The sequence below is a fragment of the Pseudoxanthomonas winnipegensis genome, from assembly GCF_030322905.1.
In the GTDB taxonomy this organism is placed as follows: Bacteria; Pseudomonadota; Gammaproteobacteria; order Xanthomonadales; family Xanthomonadaceae; genus Pseudoxanthomonas_A; species Pseudoxanthomonas_A winnipegensis.
The window spans coordinates 3,887,352-3,910,444 of the sequence record NZ_CP095475.1; the positions used below are offsets into that span (position 1 = coordinate 3,887,352).

Consider the following 23,093-nt stretch of genomic DNA (forward strand, 5'->3'; position numbering starts at 1 on the left):
CGTCGTCAGCTGGCCCGCTCGGGATCGCGCATGGTCCAGACGACTGAGATGATCTTCCAGCCTGCCTCGGTACGGATCAGCTGCCACATTTCCCTGCCCCGGTTGGTCTGCCTGCCATTCTCCAGGTAGGCGTAGTCGAAGGCGACCGCGGCGATCTCGCCGTCGGTGTCGATCCTGACGTCGGAGAAGACTTCCTCGCTGGCCTGGGCGCTCGTCACGATCGAATCGATGAAGCTGAGGTAGTTGGACTGCGGGATGTAGCGGGCCTTCCTGGCGTCCGGCTTGATGGCGCGGAACCGCGCCAGGCGCGCATCGTCGTTGACGAACTGCCAGGTCACCCGGGCCGGGTCCTCGGAGAAGAACAGCGCGGTGAACCGCGCCTTGTCCTTCTCGACGATGGCGCTGCGGAAGGCTTCGACGACCTGCCGGATCGCGGACACGTCACGCTCGCTGTTCTGCGTGGCCAGCGCGGGCTGGACGGTCAGGGCGAGCAGCACGAACACCAGCGCGGCCTTGGATCTGATTGCCATGGGATCGAGAGACGTCAGTGAGGGCGGCGCCATTACTCCACGCGGCGCGGCATGACGCCATACGCCTTCTCGCTCCATGCGCCGAGCCGTGCCCGCGATGCGCCAGACGGCCATCCGACAGCTGTGCGAGCGAGGCCCAGCGCGCACTTCAGCGCAGTCGCCGGGCCATGCGCGGACGGGCGTGATAACGTGCGCACGCCAGCGTCGTGCCAGCGATCTCATCCGATCGATCGAGGAATGACGATGCTGCGCACCTGCCCTGTTCCCTGCCCGCCGCCACTGCCGGTGCGGCGGCCATGACCGCCCAGATCACCGACGCCGACACCCTGCAGCGCTGCATCGGCGCGCTGCCCGGTCCGCGCGACATGAAGGTCATCGACCACCTGGACGCCTGGGCGGTGCGCTGGCTGCAGGCCTCGCCGCTGGCGTTCTTCGGCTTCGGCGACGCCGAAGGCATCGCCATCACCGTCGGCGGCGGCCCGGCCGGGTTCGCCCGGACCGATACGCCGACCACGCTGGATCTGCCGCCCACCCGGCTGGACGATCCGCGCCTGGCGCGCGCCGGGCAGAGCTTCTGCTCACTGTGGCTCGTGCCGGGGCTGGGCGAGACCCTGCGCATCAACGGCCAGGTCGCCGGGGTCGAGGACGGCCGGATCGGCATCGCCGTGCGCGAGTGCTATCTGCACTGCGCCAAGGCGCTGATCCGCTCGGACTTCTGGCAGGCCGTACCCGATCCACTCGCCGCGCCGCTCACCCCCGTCCAGGCGGCCGCACGCAGCCGCTTCCTGGTCCTGGCCACGGTCAATGCCGCCGGCCAGGCCGACCTCAGTCCCAAGGGCGATCCGGCCGGCGCCCTGCTGCAGGCGGACGAGGCGGCGCTGTGGCTGCCCGACCGCCCCGGCAACCGGCGCGTGGACAGCTTCCGCAACCTGCTCGAACAGCCGCGCCTGTCGCTGGCCGCGCTGGTGCCGGGCCAGACGCGGCTGCTGCATGTCCGTGGCACGGCCACGCTGACCACCGATGCCGCGGCCCGGGCCCGCCTGGCCGTCGGCGACAAGCCGCCCAAGCTGGTGACCCGCATCGCCCCGGCGCACTGGGCGGTGCGCGACAGCGCCGCCCTGGCCGCCGCCGCACTGTGGCCGGCGGCGCAGCCTCCCGACGACCTGGCGCCCGCGGAGATCTTCAAGGCCCATGTGCGGCTCAACCGCAGCAGCGGCCTGCAGGCGGCGATGGTACGCGCGGCGGTCGCGGTGCCGGGACTGGTGCGCCACGGGCTGGATCAGGATTACAAGAAAAACCTGTATTAGGCGGCGCGATGGCCGCTGCATCGTCGTTCCCGCGAAGGCGGGAACCCATGGACGTTCACGCAGGTCGCGCAAGGCGCTGGGTTCCCGCGTTCGCGGGAACGACGATTGGTGGATCGTGTAGGTCAGCGCGTCGCTGCGCGCCGTGCACGGCGCGTAAGTCCATGGATCCCCGCTTTCGCGGGGATGACGAGGTGAAGTATTGCTTTGGCTTTAGTGTCGCTTTGGCTTGGTGGCGCTTCGGCTTTGAATCCCGAATCCCGAATCCCCAATCCCAAACGCGCACCGCCCCAGAAAGCAGGGAAAAACAGCCCTACGCCAACGGCTCATCCGAAAGATACGTGTACCCCGTCAGCCCCGCCTCCAAAGCGGCAGACAACTCCTGCGCGCGTTCGGCCGACAGGTCGGCGGCGGCCACGCGCTGGGCGTAGGCGCTGCGCAGCTCGTCCAGGGAATAGCCCACGTAGTCGAGCATCACGTCGGTGGTGTCGCCGCGGCGCTGCTGGGTGATGCGCGTGGTGCCGTCCTGGCAGGTGACCTCCACCGCGTCGGTGTCGCCGAACAGGTTGTGGATGTCGCCCAGGATCTCCTGGTAGGCGCCGACCAGGAAGAAGCCGATGCGGTAGGACTCGCCCGGCTTCATCGCATGCAGTGGCAGCGAGCTGTCCAGGCTCTCGTTCTCGACATAGGTCTTGACCATGCCGTCCGAGTCGCAGGTCATGTCGCAGACGATGCCACGGCGCTGCGGGCGCTCGTCCAGGCGCTCGATCGGCACGATCGGGAACACCTGGTCGATGGCCCACACGTCCGGGATCGACTCGAACACGCTGAAATTGACGAAGTACTTGTCCACCAGCCGGTCGTTGAGCTCGTCCAGCACCGGGCGGTGACTCTTTTCCTCGTGGCTCAGGCGCGCGCGCACGCCGTGGGCGATGGCGTAGAACAGATCGTCGATGCGCGCGCGGTGGGTCAGGTCGATCTGCCCCAGCGCGTAGGCGGCCAGGCCCTCGGCGTGGAAGTGCTGGGCCTCCTGGAACAGCTCCACCGCCGGGCGCGTGTCCAGCTCGTCGTGGATCTCGCGCAGGTGGCGCACCGCGGCCGGTTCGTCGTCGTGCGCATCGGGCACGCGGCCCTCCGGCGCCTGCTCGACCTCAGACACGTTGGCGATCAGCACCGCATGGTGGGCGGTCATGGCGCGGCCGCATTCGGTGACGATGCGCGGCGGGGCCAGGCCGTGTTCCTCGCAGGCCTCGGCCAGCGGCTGGACGATGTTGCCGGCGTAGGAGCCGAGCCCGTAGTTGATCGAGTAGTAGCTGCGCGAACGCGTGCCTTCGTAGTCGATGCCCAGCCCCCCGCCGACGTCGACATGGCTGATCCTGGCGCCCAGCGCGGAGAGCTCGACGAAGTAGCGCACCGCCTCGCGCATGCCGTTGGCGATGTCGCGCACGTTGGAGATCTGGCTGCCCATGTGGAAATGCAGCAGGTTCAGGCAGGCCGCGTACTCGGTGTCGCGCAGGGTCTTCCACAGGTCCAGCACCTGGCGCGGGGACAGGCCGAACTTGGCCTTGTCGCCGCCGCTGTTCTGCCACTTGCCCGCGCCCAGCGAGGCCAGGCGCATGCGCACGCCCAGGCCGGGCATCACCTCCAGCGCCTTGGCCTCCTCCAGCACCAGCTTCAGCTCGGAGGGCTTCTCGATGACGATGAAGGTCTCCAGGCCCAGCTTGCGGCCGATCAGCGCCAGGCGGATGTATTCGCGGTCCTTGTAGCCGTTGCACACGATCAGGCCGCCGGGGCGCGAGAGCGCCAGCACGGCCATCAGCTCGGGCTTGCTGCCGGCCTCCAGGCCGAAGCCCTCGCCATGGTGCGCGGCCAGCGTGCCGGCCACGCCGCGATGCTGGTTGACCTTGATCGGATAGACCGCGGTGTAGCCGCCGGCGTAGTTCCAGTCCGCCTGGGCCTGGGCGAAGGCCGCCTGCAGCTTGCCCAGGCGCTGGCCCAGGATGTCGGGAAACCGCACCAGCAGCGGCAGCTTGGCGCCCTCGGCGCGCGCGGCGTCGACCACCTCCGGCAGCGCCACCACCGGGCCGCCCGGGCCCTGCGGGGCCACCGTGATGCGCCCGGCCGCGTCCACGTCGAAATACCCATCGGCCCAGTGCGGGATCGAATAGGTCTTGCGTGCCTGGTCGGTGGACCACTGCGTCATCGGTGCTGCCTGGAAACGTGAGGGGCGCGCATTCTATCGCCCCCCTCCTTTCGCCGCTGTGTCAGCGCCCCCGCCGCCAGATCGGCGTCCCGGCCGCCTTGCGCAATCGACCGGCATAGCGACGGCGATCGGCACCGTCGAACACCTGGATCGAACCGGGCAGTTCCACCGCATCCAGCACGCGCTGCAGCGCTTTTCCGCGGCTGAACATCAGGCCGCGCAGCTGTACCAGCAGCAGAAAGTGCTCGCCTGCATCGTCGTCGGGCAGGGCCTTGCGCACCAGCCAGGCGCGCCGCACCACGTTGGTCTTGACCAGCGCCTGTCGCAGTCGCGCGAGCGCCTCGCCCTGGAGGCCGTGCGGCAGGAACCGATCCTCTCCCGACAACGTGAAGCGGCGCTTGGCCAGTGCGCGCTGCCGCCGCTGCCAGCCATCGAACTCGGCTTCCACGGCCCGGGCCGACGGCGCGTCCCCCCTCGCCTGGTAGAACGCATGGAGGCGCTGCAGGACCGCGCCGGTATAGCCGGCATCCAGCGCAACGGCCTGCCGTAGATGCGCCACGCCGGCTGCGTCGTCCCGGTCCAGCAGCAGCGCCCCAAGGCGGAGCTGGCCTTGCAGATGCGTCGGCACCTGCGCGACCGCCGCCTGCAGCGCCGCAAGCTGGTCCTGCTCGTCCTGCTGGAAATGCCCGGCCAGCAGCAGGTATTCCACCTCCTGCTCCGGCGAGCGCTGCATCCGGGCCAGCTCGGCCACGCGCAGGGCCTGGTCCTGGCGCCGCTGGTATTCGGCCATCCAGTTGCCCTGCACCTCAGCCTGCCAGCGCTGGCTGAATTGCTGCTCCAGGCGCGGCAACAGGTCGCCCAGCAGGGCCTCCGCTGCTGATTGCGCCGGCTCGGTCAGGGCAATCTCCGTCGCGCCAAGGGCAGAGAGGCGGACGCTAAGCGGTGGGTGCGTGTCGTCCAACCCGGCATCATGGGCCAGCGCGCCTTCCAGCCATTGGGCGTCGCCCGGATGGGCGTGACGCAGCGCCGCGCCCATGTCGCGATACAGCAGCTCGGGCGGGTGCGGCCGTTCTCGCACGGTCTGATGCACCGCGGGCAGGAAGTCCTGATGCAGGCGAGCGCCCAGCACGCTGGTCTTGACCAGGGCGTCGGCCACCGTCTGGCCACCGGACACCCGTGCGGCGATCCGGTCCGCCGCCAGCTCGTTATCGCGCGCCAGTACGAAGCTGTAGGCATTGAAGTAAGGCGCGTACCAGCCGAAGAACTTGCGGAACATGCCCGCCGCCCAGGCTTCGCGTACCTCCAGCGCGTGCAGCAACCTGAACCAGCTCAGCCGCACCCGATAGATCCACGCCCCGAAACGGCCGTGACCGCCGCCCAGGTGGCCGAACTCGTGGGCGATCACTGCAGCCAGCTGCTCGCGGCTCAAGGCCTGCATCAGAGGCAGGCCGAGCACCAGGAAGTGTCGATGCCCCAACAGCCCCAACACGCGCGGCACGCTGGCTGCCGCCGCATTCAGGTCGGTATCCACGATGATGCCCGCCAGCGCCGGCGCGCCCGCCGCCCTGCGTAGGCGCTCGACCTCGGCCTCCAGCAGCGGCGCCTCGCCCGGCGCGATCCGGTAGCCGTCCGGGGGCTCGATCCGCACCCACAGCGCGCGCAGCACCGAATAGCCGAAGATCAGCGGAATCAGGATCAGCTTGAACAAATGGGCGACCAGCGCCGGCTTGATCGCCGCCAGCACCACGACCAATCCGACCGAAACGCCCAGCGCCCCGACCACCGAGCCGGCCAGCACCGCGAATCCCAATCCCGCCAGCCCGGCCAGCTGAAGCCGGTAAAGCAGCGGCGCGGCCACCGCGCGGCGCTGCAGGCGCTCCACGAGCGCTCGATATGCCTCGACAGACTGCATCCTGCGTCCCCTGTTCGTGAACTCCATCCCCCACGGCGGATGCTAAGCCACAGACCCGGGAACGCAACAGGCGGTGGGCTACAATTGCGCCCCTTTTTTGCCCGGACCGCCCCCCGATGAGCGACAACGACGCCTGGTACATCGAACACTTCCAGCCCACCGGCTCGGCGATCGGCTTTCGCCTGAAGGGCAAGCTGGACGAAGTGCAGTCCCCGTTCCAGAAAATCGAGATCTACGACAGCACCGACTGGGGCAAGTTGATGGTGATCGACGGGGCGATGATGCTCACCACCAAGGACAACTTCTTCTACCACGAGATGATCAGCCACCCGGTGCTGTTCACCCACCCGAACCCCAAGCGTGTGGTGATCATCGGCGGCGGCGACTGCGGCACCCTGCGCGAGGTGCTCAAGCACCCGGGCGTGGAAAGCGCGACCCAGTGCGACATCGACGAGCAGGTCACGCGCATGGCCGAGAAGTATTTCCCCGAGCTGTGCGAATCCAACGGCGATGCCCGCGCCGAGCTGCTGTTCGACGACGGCGTGGCCTACATGGCCAACTGCCCGGCGGGCAGCGTGGACGTGGTGATCGTGGACTCCACCGACCCGATCGGCCCGGCCGAGGGGCTGTTCAACCAGGCCTTCTTCGAAAGCTGCTTCAAGGCGCTCAAGCCCGACGGCCTGCTGGTGCAGCAGTCCGAATCGCCGCTGGCGCTGCTGGACCTGATCCGCGACATGCGCGCGGAGATGGGCAAGGCGGGCTTCAAGTCGTTCAAGACCCTGCCCTTCCCGCAGCCGTGCTACCCGACCGGCTGGTGGAGCGTGACCATCGCCTCCAAGGACGCCGGCGCGGACTTCGCGTTCCGCGTCCAGGACGCGCAGGCCAAGCCGTTCCAGACCCTGTACTACACCGCCCACCAGCACACCGGCACGCTGGTGCCGCCGCCGTTCGTCGCCCAGGCGCTGGGCGAAGGCTGATCCCCGCCAGCGCCCGGACAGGGCGCACGCCAGGCAACCCAACGCCGCGCGGGGCAGCCCGCGCGGCGTTTTTCGTTGCATGCCCCTGTTGGCGAAGCTTGGCGGCGGATGGACCCCAACCCAGTGCTTTGGGTGTTGCGGACTTCGTCCGACCCTCCCCCACTCAGTCGCCAGCCGCGACTTCGAGCTCTCCCGGTGGGAGGGGGCTCACAAAGAAAAGGGATCAGAACGTCTTCCGACCGAAGCCTTATGACTTGACGCGCGAGGCAGCGGGCCGGCGGGCGGTGGCCGCGACGAGCGAGGCAGGAGGCCGAGCGCCCGAATCAGGGCAGGATGCCCTGATTGAGGGATAAGCGGCCACCGCCCGCCGGCCCGCTGCCCTTCCGCAGCCGAGACGCGCACGCGCTGCGATCCCGCGATCAGCAAAAGACTCCTTGTCTTCGAAGGACTCCAGCCCAGCCCGTAACGCAATGTCACCCACACGCCATCCCCGCATGCGAGGCTGCACGGTCACGCAGGGGCGACCACGCGCGCCTGCTTCCAAGGAGTGCATGATGCGATCGACCCTGTTCCTGATGGCCTGCATGGGCGCCGCCCTGTCCTTCCACGCCGCCGCACAGGACACGCCGCCGACCCCGGTGCCGAGCGACCGGCCCCTGGTGATCGGACACCGCGGCGCCAGCGCCCTGCGCCCCGAACACACCCTGGCCTCCTACGCCAAGGCCATCGCCGATGGCGCCGACTACATCGAACCCGACCTGGTCTCCAGCAAGGACGGCGCCCTGCTGGCGCGCCACGAGAACGAGATCGGCAGCACCACCGACGTGGCCGCGCACCCCGAATTCGCCGCCCGCCAGACCACCAAGACCATCGACGGCCATGCCGTCACCGGCTGGTTCACCGAAGACTTCACCCTGGCCGAACTGAAGACCCTGCGCGCGCGCGAACGCCTGCCCAAGCTGCGCGGCACCGCCTTCGACGACCAGTTCCAGCTGGTCACCCTGGACGAGATCATCGACTTCACCGCCGCCGAGTCGGCCGCGCGCGGGCGCGTGATCGGGCTGATCCCGGAGATCAAGCATTCGACCTACTTCCAGCAGCAGGGCCTGCCGATGGAGGCCAAGGTCGTGGCCACGCTCAATGCGCACGCCTACACACGCAGCGCGCCGGTCGTGATCCAGTCCTTCGAGATCGCCAACCTCAAGCAGCTGCACGCCCTGCTGGGCGATACGCATCCCAACGTGCGTCTGGTCCAGCTGATCGAGGCACCGAACGAGCGCCCCGGCGACGTGCTCGCCGCCGGCGGCAGCACCACCTATGCGCAGATGCTCACCCCGCAGGGCCTGAAGGCCATCGCCCAGTACGCCCAACTGCTCGGCCCCGCCAACCGCATGCTGCTGCCGCTGGACGCCCAGGGCAACCTGGGCAAGCCCAATGCGATCATCGCCGACGCGCATGCGGCCGGGCTGAAGGTGGTGCCCTACACCTTCCGCCCCGAGAACGCCTTCCTGCCCAAGGACCTGCAGCAGGGCCGCGAACCGGCCACGCGCAGCGACGCCGGTTCGATCCGCGAGATGCGCGCCTTCCTCGATGCCGGCGTCGATGGCTTCTTCACCGACGATCCGGCCCTGGGAAGACAGGCGGTAGACGGCTGGCATAAACCCTGAGGAATGCTGAGCGCCTGCGCGGCATTCCGTCACAACGCGCGCATCACCCGGCACGCGTGCAACGCCGCGCCAACTTCGTAAGAAAGTTTTCATGTTCGTCGGTCAAGGTGTTCGGGCGCCTACGCGCCCTCCCTTGACCAACGACGCTTCGAACATGCACATCCGCTCCCTGACGGTCGCGGTGTCGCTCGCCCTGTGCGCTGCGAACGCCTACGCCACCGACGACACCCCGCCCGCCGCGCCGGCCGACGCCGACACCACCGCCAAGACGCTGGACAGCGTATCGGTCATCGGCCGCGGCGAAACCCGCCAGGTGCAGCGCATCACCCAGGTCGACAAGCAGGTGCTGCCGCCGGGCACCAGCGGGCAGAAGCTGCTGGACAAGCTGCCGGGCGTGTCGGTGCAGTCCAACGACGCCTTCGGCGCCAACGAGGAATCGCAGTCCATCACCCTGCGCGGCTTCGACAAGAGCCGCCTGGGCTATACGCTCGATGGCATCCCGCTGGGCGACAACAGCTACGGCAACTACAACGGCCTGAGCATCTCGCGCGCGCTGATTCCCGAGAACCTGGCCGGCGTCGAACTGTCGCAGGGCATCGGCTCGCTGGGCGTGGCCTCCACCAGCAACCTGGGCGGCACCCTGCAGTACTACTCGCAGGACCCGGACACCGAGGCCGGCGGCCGCGTGCAGCAGACCATCGGCAGCAACCACCAGAACCGCACCTACCTGCGCGCCGACACCGGCGACCTGCACGGCTTCTCGGCCTACGTCTCCGCCGTGCGCCAGGACGCCGACATGTGGGCGCCGCCGCACCAGGCGCAGAAGACCAAGCAGTTCAACGCCAAGGCGGTGTGGAACGTGGGCGACCACCGCTTCGGCGCGTTCATCGCCACCTCGCGCGTCAACCAGCCCAACTATTCCTACCTGTCCAAGAGCATGCTCGCCCGCGGCCTGGGCTGGGACTGGAACATCTACGCCCCCGACTGGGACCGCGCCGTGGCCGCGGCCTACTGCGCGCCGGCGACCTACAACGCCGCGCGCTGCCGCTTCAGCGGCGGGGTCAACAGCATCGACGACGCTTACTACCAGAGCCGCGCGCTGCGCGACGACAACCTCTACGCGCTCGATGGCGACATCGCGCTGGGCAGCGAGGCGCATCTGAAGCTGCTGGCCTATCACCACGAGAACCGCGGCCAGGGCCACTGGTGGGCGCCGGGCCAGGCCTCCTACCCCAACACGCCGCAGGCGCTGCCGATCTCGATCCGCTCGACCAACTACACCATCAACCGCACCGGCGGCACCGCGGCGCTGGACTGGCGCTGGGGCCTGCACGAGCTCGAGGCCGGCCTGTGGTACGAGTACAACGACCACAACGTCGAGCGCAATTTCTACTACGTCAGCGGCCCGTTCCTGGACGACTTCTACCTCAACCGGCCCAACCGCCGCCTGTTCGACCAGGACTACACCATCCGCACCCGCCAGTTCTACGTGCAGGACCGGATGCGCTTCCTCGACGACCGCCTGACCGTGGACGTGGGCGTCAAGAGCCCGCGCACCGAGATGACCGCCAAGGCCAAGCCCGGCGTGGAAACGCTGCTCGCCAGCGGCACCCTGGTGGCCAAGAAGAGCGCCCTGCCGCAGGTCGGCCTGGGCTTCAAGTTGAACCAGGACAACGAGCTGTTCGCCTCCTACGCGCAGAACATCGCCGCCTTCGTCGGCGGCGGCAGCGGCGGCCCGCTGCAGGTCACGCCGCAGTCCTTCGCCGCGGCCAAGGGCCTGGAGCCGGAGAAGTCGCGCACGCTGGAAGCCGGCTGGCGCACCTTCGGCGAGCACTACCAGGCCTCGCTGGCGGCCTACCACGTGCTGTTCGACAACCGCCTGCTCTCGCTCAACCCGTGTTCGAGCATCGAAGTCGGCACGCGCCCGGAGTGCGTCACCAAGTTCGTCAACGTCGGCTCGGTCAAGAGCAACGGCGCCGAGCTGACCTTCATCCTCAAGCCCGGCGCGGGCTTCGAGTGGTACAACGCGCTGTCCTGGAACAAGAGCACCTACGAGGACAACTACGTCTCCGGCGGCCAGGTCGTGCCGGTGGCCGGCAAGATCACCGTCGACACGCCGCAGCGCATGGCCTCCAGCGAACTGAGCTGGCGCGGCGGCGGCTGGAACGTCAGCCTGCGCGGCAAGTACACCGGCAAGCGCTACTACACCTACACCAACGACCAGTCGGTGCCGGGCGTGACCACCTTCGACTTCGGCACCGGCTACGACTTCGGACCCGGCCTGGGCCTGCGCAACGTGCGGGTGTCCTTCAACGTGGCCAACCTGACCGACAAGCGCTACGCCGGCCAGCTCAGCTCGTTCGCCCCGACCGACCCGGCCGGCACGCGCTATGCCATCCATGCCGATGCGCCGCGCCAGTACTTCCTGACCTTCGGCGCGGACTTCTGACCGCCCAGGCCAGATTGGTGTGACCCCGGGCGGGGCGCGGACGTAAGTCCGCGCCCCGCTTGCGTTTTTGGGGCTGGGGCGGGGCCGGACGAGCGGCGCCCGGAGCGGCGAGGGTCTGATTTCCGGCGTCTGGGACCGGCCTGGAAACGCCCTCGCCGCCATGGCGGCTCCCACCCTGTAGAGCGGAGCTTGCTCCGCTGGAGCTTGCCCACGAACCGAACGAAAAGCAGCGGAGCAAGCTCCGCTCTACAAGGAGGCCGCGGCTTACCGAGCCCTCGTGGCCCCAGGCGGACGTTTGGCGCTTCGGAGCCCGTCCGATCACCCCCTCCAGCGGAACAGTCTCTGTCGGAATTTCGTTACACCCTCATGTCGGAAAGCCGTTAGAATTGTTTGCCGAACCAAAAAGTTCAGTAATTCCGCAGCTGTTGGTCCCCGGAGTCCCACCGGCCCACGCGCGAGGCAACCGACTTATGAATACCGCCCTGCTCCCCTTCCACCCCGGCGCCCGCCTGCCGGCGACCGCCAAGCTGCTCAAGCGCGGCGAGCGCGTCCTCGAACCGGACGTCTACGTCACGCCCTACGAGGGACGCCCGGTGGTGGTCAAGGATTACCGCCGCTATGCCGGCACGCCGATGGCGCTGCTGGCCCGGCTGCTGGTCTGGCGCGAGGCGCGCATGCTCCGGCACCTGGCCGGTTGGCGCCATGCGCCGATGCTGCTCGGCACGGCCGGCGGCCTGCTGCTGGGCATGGAGTTCGTCTCGGGTACCGTGCTGGGCGGCGATGCGATGGACGCCGGCAAGACGGTGTTCCGCCAGCTGCGCGCCATGATCGCCCAGCTGCACGCCGCCGGCATCACCCACAACGATCTGCACACCTCCAACCTGATGGTCAGCGGCGGCACCCTGGTGCTGCTCGACTACGCCTCGGCCATGCGCCTGCCGCGCTGGATGATGCGCCTGCCCCTGCTGCGCGAACTGCGCCGCTCGGACCTGGCCAACGCGCTGAAGATCCAGCGCCGCCTGACCGGGCGCGAGATCACCGGCATGCGCGCACGCGTGGTCGCCCAGCGCCCCTGGGTGAGCGGCGTGCGCAACGGCTGGAAGCGCTTCTACGCCTGGAGCAAGGCCTGAGCCCAGCGCCCGCCGCCCTGCGCGGCGGGGCTCGTCCTCGGAATTTCAGGCCCGCTCCATGAGCGAACGCGCCCGAGCAGGAACGACGTGGGCCACCGCTTGCGAGCCTGCCTCCAGCATCCGTTCGTGTCGGGCTGGATAGAGAAGACGCCTGCTGGCGGGGCTGCACGTAGCCGTCGCTGAGCTATTGCCTGACGCCGGCTTGCAGGGGGCTTTGCGCGGGGACCCTCCCGATCGGATATGCCCTTCCACGTCGACTGCGCGTCTATCACCGCCAGGCGGCGCCCCGCCTGCTTCAGCGGATGCCCAACCTGCTCCTGCAAGGAGCGCTAGCCCGCGCAGGTCTGCACCGCGCTGCGCTCACCGCGGTCCTGAGATGATGGCGAGATCGCCGCATTCGAAGGACCATCCGGTGAACAGAAGGCAGTTACATCCCGCGGCCACGATGGACGACAAGGCGCGCGCGTCCGCTCCCGAGCCGCAGCCGTCCCGCGCCGCTCGACGCCTCGCCGGCGCGCTGTGGATCGCCGCCGGCGTGATCTACCTGGCCGCGGAATACGTGGCGTCCACCGCCTTTCCCGGCTACAGCTATGCGACCAACTACATCAGCGACCTAGGCGTGCCCGAAGTGGGCGTCGTGGACGGCCGGCATCTCGATTCGCCGCTGAGCTGGGTCATGAACACCGGCTTCGTCCTGCAGGGCGTCTTCTTCCTGATCGCAGCCCTGCTAGCCGCTCGCGCGCTGACGCGCAGGCCGCGCAAGACGACGCTCTGGGTGACGCTGTCGGCGCTGCACGCCTTCGGCATCGTGCTCGTGGCCGCCGTGCCCGGCAGCCAGCAGGCCATCCAGTCCGGCATGGCCGTCTTCCACGGCATCGGCGCCGCATTCGCGATCATCTGCGGGAACCTGGCCGCGGCGGCCGGAGGCTTCGCGATCAGCGGGCGCGGGTTCCGCGGCTTCAGCATCGCCATTGCCATGGTCGGTCTTCTCTCGCTGGTCGGGCTGCTTGCGCACAACGCGCTCGGGATCGCGGCCGTGGCGGACGGCCTCTGGGAGCGTGGGAGCGTCTACACGATCATCCTGTGGGAGCTCGTCGCCGGCATCGTCCTGATCGCGCTCGGCGGCTCGGGTCGGGCTGACGGCGGCTGGCGATCGCGCTGACCAACGCCGCAATGGTGATGCGATCGCACCGGGTTTCGGACCCATGACCCAGATAGCGCCCTCGAACATCGAGCAGCGTAAGCCGCCAAAACTCCGGAGGGCGGTTGGCGCCGACCATCAGGCCCTGTCGGCCCTGGCGTTGCGCTCGAAGGGATACTGGGGCTACTCGCCGCAGTTTCTCGAAGCCTGCCGCGCCGAGCTTTCCTGGAGCGCGGAGGCGTGCGCATCCGGGCGCTTCTGGGTCGCCGTCGCGGACGACGATCGGATCCTCGGCTTCAGCCTGATCGGCCGAACGCCTCCCATCGGGGAGTTGTGCGCGCTCTTCGTCGATCCATCCGCGATCGGCACCGGATGCGGACGGCTGTTGCTGCAGAACGCGCTTCGCGATGCGGCGGCCCTTGGATTCGAGCGGCTCGTCCTCGACGCCGATCCGGGCGCCGAGCCGTTCTACGCCCGTTTCGGTGCCGCCAGGATCGGCCTGGTCCCGAGCGGCTCCGTCCCGGGGCGCTTGCTCCCGCGGATGGCGTTCGACCTCGCTGAGACGTCCTGCGGCAGTTGAGACCAGCCCGCGGCCGGGCCGCATCGGAACCGTCGCCTCTGGCGCGTGACCGCTAACGAACGGTCCTTCCACGATAATGTGCGCGAACCGGCCCGCGCGGCATCGGACTTTTCCGACCCGCCTGCGCGCGCCCGGCCGATGGTGGCGCGCGCAGGGCGCATGCGACCTTGGCCTTGAGCCCACGGAGCCTGCCATGATCGATCTCAATCCCCTCGATGACCTCGCCCGCCGCCTGAGCGAGCTGGTGCCCCCCGGCCTGCGCGAATCGCGCGAGGACCTGCAGCGCACCTTCAAGAGCGCCCTGCAGTCGGGCTTGGCCAAGCTGGATCTGGTCACGCGCGAGGAGTTCGAGGTGCAGCGCGCCGTGCTGCTGCGCACCCGCGAGAAGCTCGACGCGCTGGAGCGCGAGCTGGCCGCGCTGGAGGCGCGCGTCGCCCCGCGCAGCTGACGGTTCTCCCCTTCCGGCGGACACGGAGCGTCCCCATGAGTCTGGCCCTGGTCCATAGCCGGGCGCGCTGCGGCGTGCAGGCGCCTGGCGTGCAGGTCGAAGTGCATCTCTCCGGCGGCCTGCCGGCCACGCACATCGTCGGCCTGCCCGAGGCGGCGGTGCGCGAGAGCCGCGACCGGGTGCGCGCGGCGCTGCTGTGTGCGCAGTTCGAGTTCCCGGCGCGGCGCATCACCGTCAATCTGGCGCCGGCCGACCTGCCCAAGGACGGCGGCCGTTTCGACCTGCCGATCGCGCTGGGCATCCTGGCGGCCAGCGGCCAGCTCGACCGCCAGGCCCTGGCCGGCTGGGAATTCGTCGGCGAGCTGGGCCTGACCGGCGAGCTGCGCAGCATCGACGGCGTGCTGCCGGCGGTGCTGGCCGCGCGCGACGCGGGCCGGCGCCTGATCGTGCCGGCGGGCAATGGCGCCGAGGCCGCGCTGGTGGCCACCGGCCAGGCCTGCACCGCGCGCACCCTGCTGGAGGTCTGCGCCATGCTGTGCGGCACGCGCGCACCGGCGATGGCGGTGGCCGAGCCGGTCACGCCCTGGCCCGTGCCGGACCTGCGCGATGTCCGCGGCCAGCTGCATGCGCGACGCGCACTGGAGGTCGCCGCGGCCGGCGGGCACCACCTTCTGTTCGTCGGTTCGCCCGGCTGCGGCAAGACGCTGCTGGCCTCGCGCCTGCCCGGCCTGCTGCCCGAGGCCAGCGAGGACGAAGCGCTGGAGAGCGCCGTCATCGCCTCTGTCAGCGGCCGCGGGCTGGACCCGGCGCGCTGGCGGCAGCGCCCGTTCCGCAGTCCGCACCACACCGCCAGCGCGGTGGCGCTGATCGGCGGCCGCGCGCTGCCTCGACCCGGCGAGGTCTCACTGGCCCACCACGGCGTGCTGTTCCTCGATGAGCTGACCGAGTGGGACCGGCGTGCGCTGGAAGTGCTGCGCGAGCCGCTGGAGTCGGGCACGGTCACCGTCGCGCGCGCGGCGCGCAGCGCGGAGTTCCCCGCGCGGTTCCAACTGGTGGCCGCGATGAATCCCTGTCCCTGCGGCTGGGCCGGCGATGCCAACGGCCGCTGCCGCTGCACGGCCGAGCGCATCGCCCGCTATCGCGGCCGCATCTCCGGCCCGCTGCTGGACCGGATCGACCTGCAGATCGACGTCGCACGCGTGCCGCCGCAGGCCTTGCGCCCCGACGCACCGGCCGGCGAAGACAGCGCCACCGTGCGCGAACGCGTCACCGCCGCCCGAGCGCGACAGCTGCAGCGCGCCGGCGTGCTCAATGCGCGCCTGGATCAGGCGCAGACCCTCACCCATTGCCGGCTGGCACCGCCCGACCAGGCGCTGCTGGAGCGCGCGATCGATCAGATGCGGCTGTCCGCACGCGCCATGCAGCGCACGCTGCGCGTGGCCCGTACCATCGCCGATCTGGCCGAAAGCGAAGACATCACCACCGCGCATCTGACCGAAGCCCTGGGCTACCGCCAGCAGGCGATGGCGCCGCACGTCGATGCGGCGTGAGCAGGACAGCGAGCGCCGCATCTCTTGCGTCGCTGTAGTTGCAACAACGTCGAGCCGTGGCGTCAGTGAGGATCTTCAGGCGAGCCGCATTGCCGCCATTGGCCGAAAAGGCCACAAGGGCGGCTCCCACCTGTAGAGCGGAGCTTGCTCCGCTGGGCCTTGCCGATGATCCGGTCGAAACGCAGCGGAGCAAGCTCCGCTCTACATGGAGACCGCGTCTTGATCTGAGAGACAGTTGCTCCCACAGGTCGCGCGGTCAAGGATGAGGGACGGCTCGAGGCTTGATGGTGGTGTCGCGCGGGGCGTCTTCGCGCGCGGCGGCGGGCTTCTTCGAACTCGCCTCCTCGCTGTGGTCCGGTGCGTCGCGCTTTTCGGCGTCTTCCGCCGCATCGGCCGCATCGGCGGCGGCGTGGCCCTCGATCGGCTCCAGCAGTTGGAGGGGCTTGCCCTCGTAGCGGAACTCCAGCGCGTCCTGCAGCGCACGCAGCTGGTCGACCTGGTCGCACATCGCCTCGGCCTGGGCCTCGATGGCCTCGCTGCGCGCCTCGAGCTTGGCGTCCAGTTCGTCGCCCAGGCGGTCGGCGCGCTCGTCGATCGCATCGCTGCGACCGGTGAAGATCTGGAACAGCAGGTGGCGGGCGATGCTGCCCTTGAACGCCTCGGCCTGGTCTTCCACGTAGCGCTCGAAGTTGCCGCCGAAGGCGTCCTGCTCCCAACGGCCCTTGCCCAACGTGCCATCGACATAGCCATGGGCCTGGGTACGCATGCGCGCGATCTTGCGCGCGTTGAAGGAGCTGCCGGTCATGATCTCGATCACGCCGCCCAGCGCGTCGTAGCTGAGGTCGACCACCTCGTTGGCCAGCCCGGCCACCTTCGGCATCAGCGCGCGGGCCTGGCTTTCCATCTGCCACAGCCGCTGCGCATCGGCGGCGCTGACCGGGCGCAGCTTGCGGTCCACGCTCAGCTCGCCGCCGTGGAAGAAGATCTCGCGCGGCGAACCGCTGTCGCGGTACAGCCAGATGCCGCCGCTATCGGCCAACACGTTGAAGTCGGTCCCCAGGCCGCACTGGCGCGAGGACACGTGCGGGCGGCGGTCGTGCCGGCCTTGCTGCGCAGGGTCGGACTGGGGCTTGTCGGCAGGCGTCTGCGGCACCTTCTCGGCAGAAGCCTGGGTCTGCGGCGCCTTGTCGGCGGGCGCATTCGCCTGCTGCGCCCAGGCAGCAGGCGCCAGGCACGCCAGCATCACCACCTGCCATCGCTTGCGCATCTTCTCGAACGTCCTGTCTGCCAACTGGCAGCCAGCTTCCGCGCGGCCGCCGGATGCAGGCGCGTGCCTGAAGTCACGAGGACCGATGGCTGGCGTGCTTGATGGGAGCAACTGTCTCTAAGGTCAAGCCGCGGCTTCCTTGTAGAGCGGAGCTTGTGGCAATCCCCTTTTGGGGACTCCGCTGCGCTTCGACCGGATCATCGGCAAAGCCCAGCGGAGCAAGCTCCGCTCTACAGGTGGGAACCGCCCTTGTGGCCTTCTTGGCCATTGCCGGCGAGGGGCTTTACCGGGAAAGCCCCATCGCCGCCATGGCGGCTCCCACCAGGTTCATGTCGCCCCAGGCTGTGCCTCAGGCGTCCTCATCCATCGCCAGGACCAGCTGCAGGTCGTCGCGCTCGCCCTGGATGCGCAGCTGGCCCTGGGCTTCGCCGGCCAGTGCGCCGACCCTGGCGCCACAGTCGGCCAGGTCGGCCCACTTGAGCAGCCACACGAACGGAGTGGGACAGGCGCTGTCCAGCATCAGCCGGGAGACCGAGTCGGTCACCTCCAGGCTGACGTTGAGCACGCCGGGGATGGCATGGCGGCGACCGACCGCGTCGGGGCGCGGACTGGAGGCCAGGTGATCCAGCATGGAGGCGAGCATGGCGATGCCGGGGCGATCCCCGCGGAACATCAACGCATCCTGGCCGCGATAGCGGTTGTCGTGACGGGCTCGAAGCATGGCGCACCTTTCTCAGTGGGTGAACGACGCTGGTGGGTGTTCGATGACGCTGAAGCGATGCCGCGGGTGTTGCCAAAGCACCCGACGCCAGCGCGTGCCATGTCTTTGATCGAGGGCGGGGCCTCCCAGCCCGCGTCGCGCCAGACCCTTGCGCCCCTGCTCGCGAGGGTCGCCTGCGCAACGCCGCTCCTCTCAAGGTTCATCGCACGCGCCGGTGCCGGGCGCGTCCTGCCTGGATCAAGGCGCCAAGGCTCAGGCCGCCTTGTGTTCGTAGAACTGCTCCTCCTCGGTCGAGCCGGTCAGCGCGGTCACGCTGGAGCTGCCGCCCTGGATGACGGTGGTGACGTCGTCGAAGTAGCCGGCGCCGACTTCCTGCTGGTGGCTGACGAAGGTGTAGCCCTGCTCGCGGGCCTCGAACTCCGGCTGCTGCACCTGCTCGACGTAGTGCTTCATGCCCTGGCCGCGCGCGTAGTCGTGGGCGAACTTGAAGGTGTTGAACCAGTTGATGTGGATGCCGGCCAGGGTGATGAACTGGTACTTGTAGCCCAGCGCCGACAGCTCGTCCTGGAAGCGGGCGATGGTCGCGTCGTCCAGGTTCTTCTTCCAGTTGAACGAGGGCGAGCAGTTGTAGCTCAGCAGCTTGCCCGGGCTGGCGGCGTGCACGGCCTGGGCGAACTCGCGGGCGAAGCCCAGGTCGGGGGTACCGGTCTCGCACCACACCAGGTCGGCGTGCGGCGCATAGGCCACGCCGCGGCTGATGGCCTGTTCCAGACCGTTCCTGACGCGGTAGAAGCCCTCGCTGGTGCGCTCGCCGTTGACGAAGGGCTTGTCGTTGGGATCGAAGTCGGAAGTCAGCAGGTTGGCGGCCTCCGCATCGGTGCGGGCCAGCACGATGGTCGGCACGCCCAGCACGTCGGCGGCCAGGCGCGCGGCCTGCAGCTTCTGGATCGCCTCCTGGGTGGGCACCAGCACCTTGCCGCCCATGTGGCCGCACTTCTTCACCGCCGCCAGCTGGTCCTCGAAGTGCACGCCCGCCGCGCCGGCGATGATCATGTTCTTCATCAGCTCGTAGGCGTTGAGCACCCCGCCGAAGCCGGCCTCGCCGTCGGCGACGATGGGCAGGAAGAAGTCGATCGCGTCCTTCTCTTCCAGCTTGCCGTCGCAGATGTTCTTCCACTGGATCTCGTCGGCGCGCTGGAAGGTGTTGTTGATGCGGCGGACCATGGTCGGCACCGAGTCGTAGGCGTACAGCGACTGGTCGGGGTACATGGTCTCGGAGGTGTTGCCGTCGGCGGCCACCTGCCAGCCGGACAGGTAGACCGCCTCCAGGCCGGCCTTGGCCTGCTGCATCGCCTGGCCGGCGCTGATGGCGCCGAAGGCGTTGACGTAACCCTTCCTGGCCTCGCCGTTGACCAGCTTCCACAGCCGCTCGGCGCCGCGCTTGGCCAGGGTGTGCTCGGGCTGCACGCTGCCGCGCAGGCGCACCACGTCGGCGGCGCTGTAGTTGCGCTTGACGCTGCTCCAGCGCGGGTTGGTGTTCCAGTCCTTCTGCAGGGCGTCGATCTGTTCCTGGCGAGTGCTCATGGTGCTTCTCCGGTCGTTGACGGATGCCCGTCGAATGGGGTGCAAGCGGAATGCGGTTAAGGGCTGGGCGGGCTTCTTCGATCCGAAGCCCGACCCCGGCTTCAATCGATCTGCGCGTAGGCCGGCAGGGTCAGGAACTCGGCCAGCGTGTCGCTGCGCGAGAGCTGGTCCAGCAAGGCGATGGCCTGCGGCACCTTGGCCGCGCCGGGCAGCGCCGCATCACCGAGGCGGGTGGGCAGGCGCTTGAGCGTGGTCTCCAGCAGCGCCAGGTCGATGGCGGTGCCGTCGTCCAGGTGCAGGCCGTCGGTGTGCAGCCACTGCCAGATCTGGGTGCGCGAGATCTCGGCGGTGGCCGCGTCCTCCATCAGCCAGTGGATCGGCACGCAGCCGTTGCCATCCAGCCAGGCGGCCAGGTAGCGCACGCAGACCTCGACATTGCCCTCGAACCCGGCGCGGGTGATGGTGCCGGTGGACGGGCGGATCAGGTCGTCGCGGCCGACATGCACGTCGGCGCGGGCCACGCCGTGCTGGTTGGGGCCGGGCATGTGCGCATCGAAGATCTCCATCGCCACCGGGATCAGCGCCGGGTGCGCGACCCAGGTGCCGTCGTGGCCGGCGGTGACCTCGCGCAGCTTGTCGGCGCGCACGCGGGCCATGGCCTGCTCGTTGGCCGCCGGATCGTTGTTGATCGGAATCTGCGCGGCCATGCCGCCCATCGCGTGCGCGCCGCGCCGGTGGCAGGTCTGGATCAGCAGCTCCGAATAGGCCTTCAGGAACGGCTGGGTCATGGTGACCTGGCCGCGCTCGGGCAGCACGCGGTCGGGGTGGGCGCGGAAGGTCTTGATGTAGGAAAAGATGTAGTCCCAGCGGCCGCAGTTCAGGCCGACGATGCGGCTGCGCAGCGCGTACAGGATCTCGTGCATCTCGAAGGCCGCCGGCAGCGTCTCGATCAGCACGGTGACCTTCATCTGCCCCTGCGGCAGGCCCAGGGTCGCCTCGATGTGCGACAGCGCGGTCTCCCACAGCGCCGCCTCCTCCATCGACTGCAGCTTGGGCAGGTAGAAGTAGGGGCCGCGGTCCCTGGCCTGCAGCGCGCGGGCGTTGTGGAAGGCGAAGGTGGCCACGTCGAACAGGCCGCCGGCGATCGGCGCGCCATCGACCAGCACGTGCTTCTCGTCCAGGTGCCAGCCGCGCGGACGCACGATCAGCACCGCCTGCTCGTCGGCCGGCTTGAGCGTGTAGCGCTTGCCCGGCTTGTCGCCGGCCGCCGGCGCCTGGAAGGTCAGCTCGCCGTCGACCGCGCCGATCAGCGCGCGCTGGCCGGTCAGCAGGTTGGCCCAGGTCGGCGAGGTCGAATCCTCGAAGTCGGCCATGAACACCTTGGCGCCGGAGTTCAGCGCGTTGATGACCATCTTCGGGTCGGTCGGGCCGGTGATCTCCACGCGACGGTCGGCCAGCGCGGCCGGGATCGGCGCCACGGTCCAGTCGCCCTCGCGGATCTGCGCGGTGTCGGCGCGGAAGTCCGGCAGGGCGCCGCCGTCGAACGCGGCCTGGCGGGTGGCGCGGGCGGCCAGGCGGGCCTGGCGCTCGGGCTCGATCGCCCGGTGCAGCGAGGTCAGCAGGCCCAGCAGGCCGGCTGGCAGCAGCGCGTCCTGGCCCGGGGCCCGGACCGTCAGCGCCAGGCCGGGCGTGGCGCCGCGGGCGGTGGGCGACAGGGCGAAGGCGGTGGCGGACATGGCGGTGTTCCTCGTCGTTTCAGCTGGGCCGCCACCGTGCTCCGGGGGTTAGTATTTGACAACTTAGTTTTATCAATTCAATTCATAAGTTCTGCTCATGAGAACGGATTCAGACCCATGCCAGCGAACGTAACCCCTCGTTTTTCCTACAAATCCGATCGACTCAAACCACTGCGCGCGTTCTGCCAAGTGGTGCGATTGGGCTCGGTTTCGCGGGCGGCGGAGGCCTTGTTCGTCAGCCAGCCGGCCATTTCGCTGCAGCTGCAGGCGCTGGAACGGGAGTACGGGACGCGGCTGTTCGAGCGCAGCGGGCGGCGCCTGACCCCCACCCGCGAGGGCCAGCTGCTGTACGAGATGGCCCAGCCGCTGGTCGAAGGGGTGGATTCGCTGGCCTCGGATTTCCGCCACAAGGTCAGCGGGCTGGACGCCGGCGAGCTGAACATCGCCGCCAACAGCTCGACCATCCTCTACCTGCTGCCGCGGATCGTGGACGCCTTCCGCCGCGAGCACCCCGAGGTGCGCCTGACCCTGCACAACGCCATCAGCGCCGACGGCACCGACCTGCTGCGCCAGGACGCGGTCGACCTGGCGGTGGGCTCGATGGTCGACGTCGCCGCCGACCTGAGCTACGAGCCGGTCTACCGCTTCGAGCCGATGCTGATCACCCCGCACGACCACCCGCTGGCGAAGAAGGACAAGGTGACCCTGGAGGACATCTCGCCCTACGGCCTGATCCTGCCGCCGCGCCGGCAGATCACCTATCGGCTGGTGGACCTGACCTTCCAGCAGGCGCGCGTGCCGTACACCGTGGCGCTGGAGGTCGGCGGCTGGGAGGTGATCAAGCAGTACGTGGCCATGGGCATGGGCCTGTCGATCGTCAGCTCGATCTGCCTGGGCGAGGCTGACCGCGGCCGCATCACCGCGCGCTCGCTGAGCGCGTACTTTCCCTCGCGCAGCTATGGCGTGGTGGTGCGCAAGGGCAAGTACCTCTCGCCGCAGGCGCGGGCGTTCATCGCGCTGATCCGGCCGGACCTGTTCCACCCGCGCGACCACGACGAGAGCGGGCATTCGGAGCGCTGAGCGTCCTGCCGCCCCATCCCTGCACCAGCAGCCCGGCCACCAGCAGGACCGCCAGCACCAGCGAGGCGCCGCCGGTGCCCAGTTCCAGGCCGCCATGCGCGACCGGCTTGGTCAGCAGGTCGCCGAAGGTCGCACCGAACGGCCGGGTCATCACGAACGCGATCCAGAACAGCAGCACCCGGCTGACGGACGTGAAGCGGTAGGCCAGCGCCGTGGTGGCGATCACCGCCGCGATCAGCCCGGCGCTGGCGGCGAAGCCCAGGCCGGAGGAATCGGCCAGAAAATCGCCCAGCGCCGTGCCCAGCGTGTTGCTGACCAGGATCGCCATCCAGTAGAAGCCCTCGGCCCGGCGGCTGGCGATGCGTTGCACCGACAGATGCCCCTCGCTGTGGTACCAGGCGGCCAGCACCCCGCCCAGCAGCGCCACCAGCAGCAGCGCGCCGCGCAGATAGCCCAGCCCCAGCGTGCGGTCCAGGAAGTCCGACATCGCCGTGCCCGCTGTGCTGGTGGACAGGATCACCACCCAGTACAGCCCGCGATGGAAGCCGCGCGCCCGCAGCTGCGCCAGCAGGGTCAGCGCGAACAGGCCCAGCAGCAGCAAGGCTCCGGGCCCGTAGCCCAGCCCGAGCGTCATGGTCAGCCAGTCGCCGCCGGTCTCGCCCAGCGTGGTCGCCAGGATCTTGAGGATCCAGAAGCCCAGCGTGACTGCGGCGACCTTGTTGGCGACCGCCGGCGGCGTGCCGTATTCGGACATGTCCAGCCCTCGGTCTCGAGTAGGGCAGACACGGTCGCAGCCGCGCTGTCGGATTTCGGT

The 23,093-nt window shown here is 69.4% G+C and carries 18 protein-coding genes; 10 read left to right on the forward strand and 8 right to left on the reverse strand.

Annotation, left to right across the window (positions count from 1 at the left end; all coding sequences use genetic code 11):
- Positions 1-5: 5 nt before the first annotated feature.
- Positions 6-530 (reverse strand): nuclear transport factor 2 family protein, encoded by a 525-nt coding sequence (locus MWN52_RS17140; RefSeq protein WP_286575640.1) that lies wholly within the window; start codon positions 528-530, stop codon positions 6-8.
- A 296-nt stretch (positions 531-826) separates the two neighbouring features.
- Between MWN52_RS17140 and MWN52_RS17145 the strand changes: the two genes are divergently transcribed.
- Positions 827-1,837 carry a pyridoxamine 5'-phosphate oxidase family protein gene (locus MWN52_RS17145; RefSeq protein WP_286575641.1) on the forward strand — a complete coding sequence of 337 codons (1,011 nt, stop codon included), beginning with the start codon at positions 827-829 and terminating at the stop codon, positions 1,835-1,837.
- Between the two features lie 310 nt (positions 1,838-2,147).
- Here the strand turns inward: MWN52_RS17145 and speA are convergent, their stop codons facing one another.
- Positions 2,148-4,037, reverse strand: coding sequence for an arginine decarboxylase (gene speA, locus MWN52_RS17150; protein WP_286575642.1), 1,890 nt, complete (start codon positions 4,035-4,037; stop codon positions 2,148-2,150).
- 61 nt (positions 4,038-4,098) lie between these two features.
- Entirely contained in the window at positions 4,099-5,949 is a 1,851-nt protein-coding gene (locus MWN52_RS17155; RefSeq protein WP_286575643.1) for a M48 family metallopeptidase, read from the reverse strand.
- Between the two features lie 116 nt (positions 5,950-6,065).
- Here MWN52_RS17155 and speE point away from each other — a divergent pair, with 116 nt between their 5' ends.
- The 8 genes from speE to MWN52_RS17195 all read left to right on the forward strand — a co-directional run bounded on the left by speE (position 6,066) and on the right by MWN52_RS17195 (position 15,891).
- Positions 6,066-6,926, forward strand: a complete 861-nt coding sequence (speE, locus tag MWN52_RS17160) for a polyamine aminopropyltransferase (protein ID WP_131660992.1) — start codon at positions 6,066-6,068, stop codon at positions 6,924-6,926.
- A 551-nt stretch (positions 6,927-7,477) separates the two neighbouring features.
- Positions 7,478-8,593: a glycerophosphodiester phosphodiesterase gene (locus tag MWN52_RS17165; protein WP_286575644.1), complete on the forward strand. Its 1,116-nt coding sequence runs from the start codon at positions 7,478-7,480 to the stop codon at positions 8,591-8,593.
- Positions 8,594-8,747: 154 nt separating this feature from the next.
- Entirely contained in the window at positions 8,748-11,042 is a 2,295-nt protein-coding gene (locus MWN52_RS17170) for a TonB-dependent receptor (protein WP_286575645.1), read from the forward strand.
- 470 nt (positions 11,043-11,512) lie between these two features.
- Positions 11,513-12,172, forward strand: coding sequence for a BUD32 family EKC/KEOPS complex subunit (locus MWN52_RS17175; RefSeq protein WP_130535469.1), 660 nt, complete (start codon positions 11,513-11,515; stop codon positions 12,170-12,172).
- 445 nt (positions 12,173-12,617) lie between these two features.
- Positions 12,618-13,334 (forward strand): DUF998 domain-containing protein, encoded by a 717-nt coding sequence (locus MWN52_RS17180; RefSeq protein ID WP_286575646.1) that lies wholly within the window; start codon positions 12,618-12,620, stop codon positions 13,332-13,334.
- Positions 13,335-13,377: 43 nt separating this feature from the next.
- Complete coding sequence (locus tag MWN52_RS17185) at positions 13,378-13,893, forward strand: GNAT family N-acetyltransferase (protein WP_286575647.1); 516 nt, start codon at positions 13,378-13,380, stop codon at positions 13,891-13,893.
- A 193-nt stretch (positions 13,894-14,086) separates the two neighbouring features.
- On the forward strand, positions 14,087-14,341 hold the full coding sequence (ubiK, locus tag MWN52_RS17190; RefSeq protein ID WP_130521742.1) for a ubiquinone biosynthesis accessory factor UbiK: 255 nt from the start codon (positions 14,087-14,089) through the stop codon (positions 14,339-14,341).
- A gap of 35 nt (positions 14,342-14,376) precedes the next feature.
- Positions 14,377-15,891: a YifB family Mg chelatase-like AAA ATPase gene (locus MWN52_RS17195; RefSeq protein ID WP_286575648.1), complete on the forward strand. Its 1,515-nt coding sequence runs from the start codon at positions 14,377-14,379 to the stop codon at positions 15,889-15,891.
- 256 nt (positions 15,892-16,147) lie between these two features.
- Here MWN52_RS17195 and MWN52_RS17200 read toward each other — a convergent pair whose 3' ends face one another.
- From MWN52_RS17200 to aceB, 4 genes are all read right to left on the reverse strand, one after another.
- Entirely contained in the window at positions 16,148-17,158 is a 1,011-nt protein-coding gene (locus MWN52_RS17200; RefSeq protein ID WP_286575649.1) for a DUF2884 family protein, read from the reverse strand.
- Between the two features lie 349 nt (positions 17,159-17,507).
- Positions 17,508-17,879 carry a hypothetical protein gene (locus tag MWN52_RS17205; protein WP_286575650.1) on the reverse strand — a complete coding sequence of 124 codons (372 nt, stop codon included), beginning with the start codon at positions 17,877-17,879 and terminating at the stop codon, positions 17,508-17,510.
- Between the two features lie 252 nt (positions 17,880-18,131).
- Complete coding sequence (gene aceA, locus MWN52_RS17210) at positions 18,132-19,463, reverse strand: isocitrate lyase (RefSeq protein ID WP_286575651.1); 1,332 nt, start codon at positions 19,461-19,463, stop codon at positions 18,132-18,134.
- Positions 19,464-19,564: 101 nt separating this feature from the next.
- Positions 19,565-21,199 carry a malate synthase A gene (gene aceB, locus MWN52_RS17215; protein WP_286575652.1) on the reverse strand — a complete coding sequence of 545 codons (1,635 nt, stop codon included), beginning with the start codon at positions 21,197-21,199 and terminating at the stop codon, positions 19,565-19,567.
- 117 nt (positions 21,200-21,316) lie between these two features.
- On the opposite strand from aceB, the gene MWN52_RS17220 reads away from it, so the two are divergent.
- Entirely contained in the window at positions 21,317-22,279 is a 963-nt protein-coding gene (locus tag MWN52_RS17220; protein WP_130521732.1) for a LysR family transcriptional regulator, read from the forward strand.
- Here MWN52_RS17220 and MWN52_RS17225 read toward each other — a convergent pair.
- The gene (locus MWN52_RS17225; protein ID WP_286575653.1) at positions 22,209-23,033 is read right to left on the reverse strand and encodes a COG4705 family protein; all 825 of its coding nucleotides are present in this window, start codon (positions 23,031-23,033) and stop codon (positions 22,209-22,211) included. The genes MWN52_RS17220 and MWN52_RS17225 overlap by 71 nt on opposite strands.
- Between the last annotated feature and the right edge of the window lie 60 nt (positions 23,034-23,093).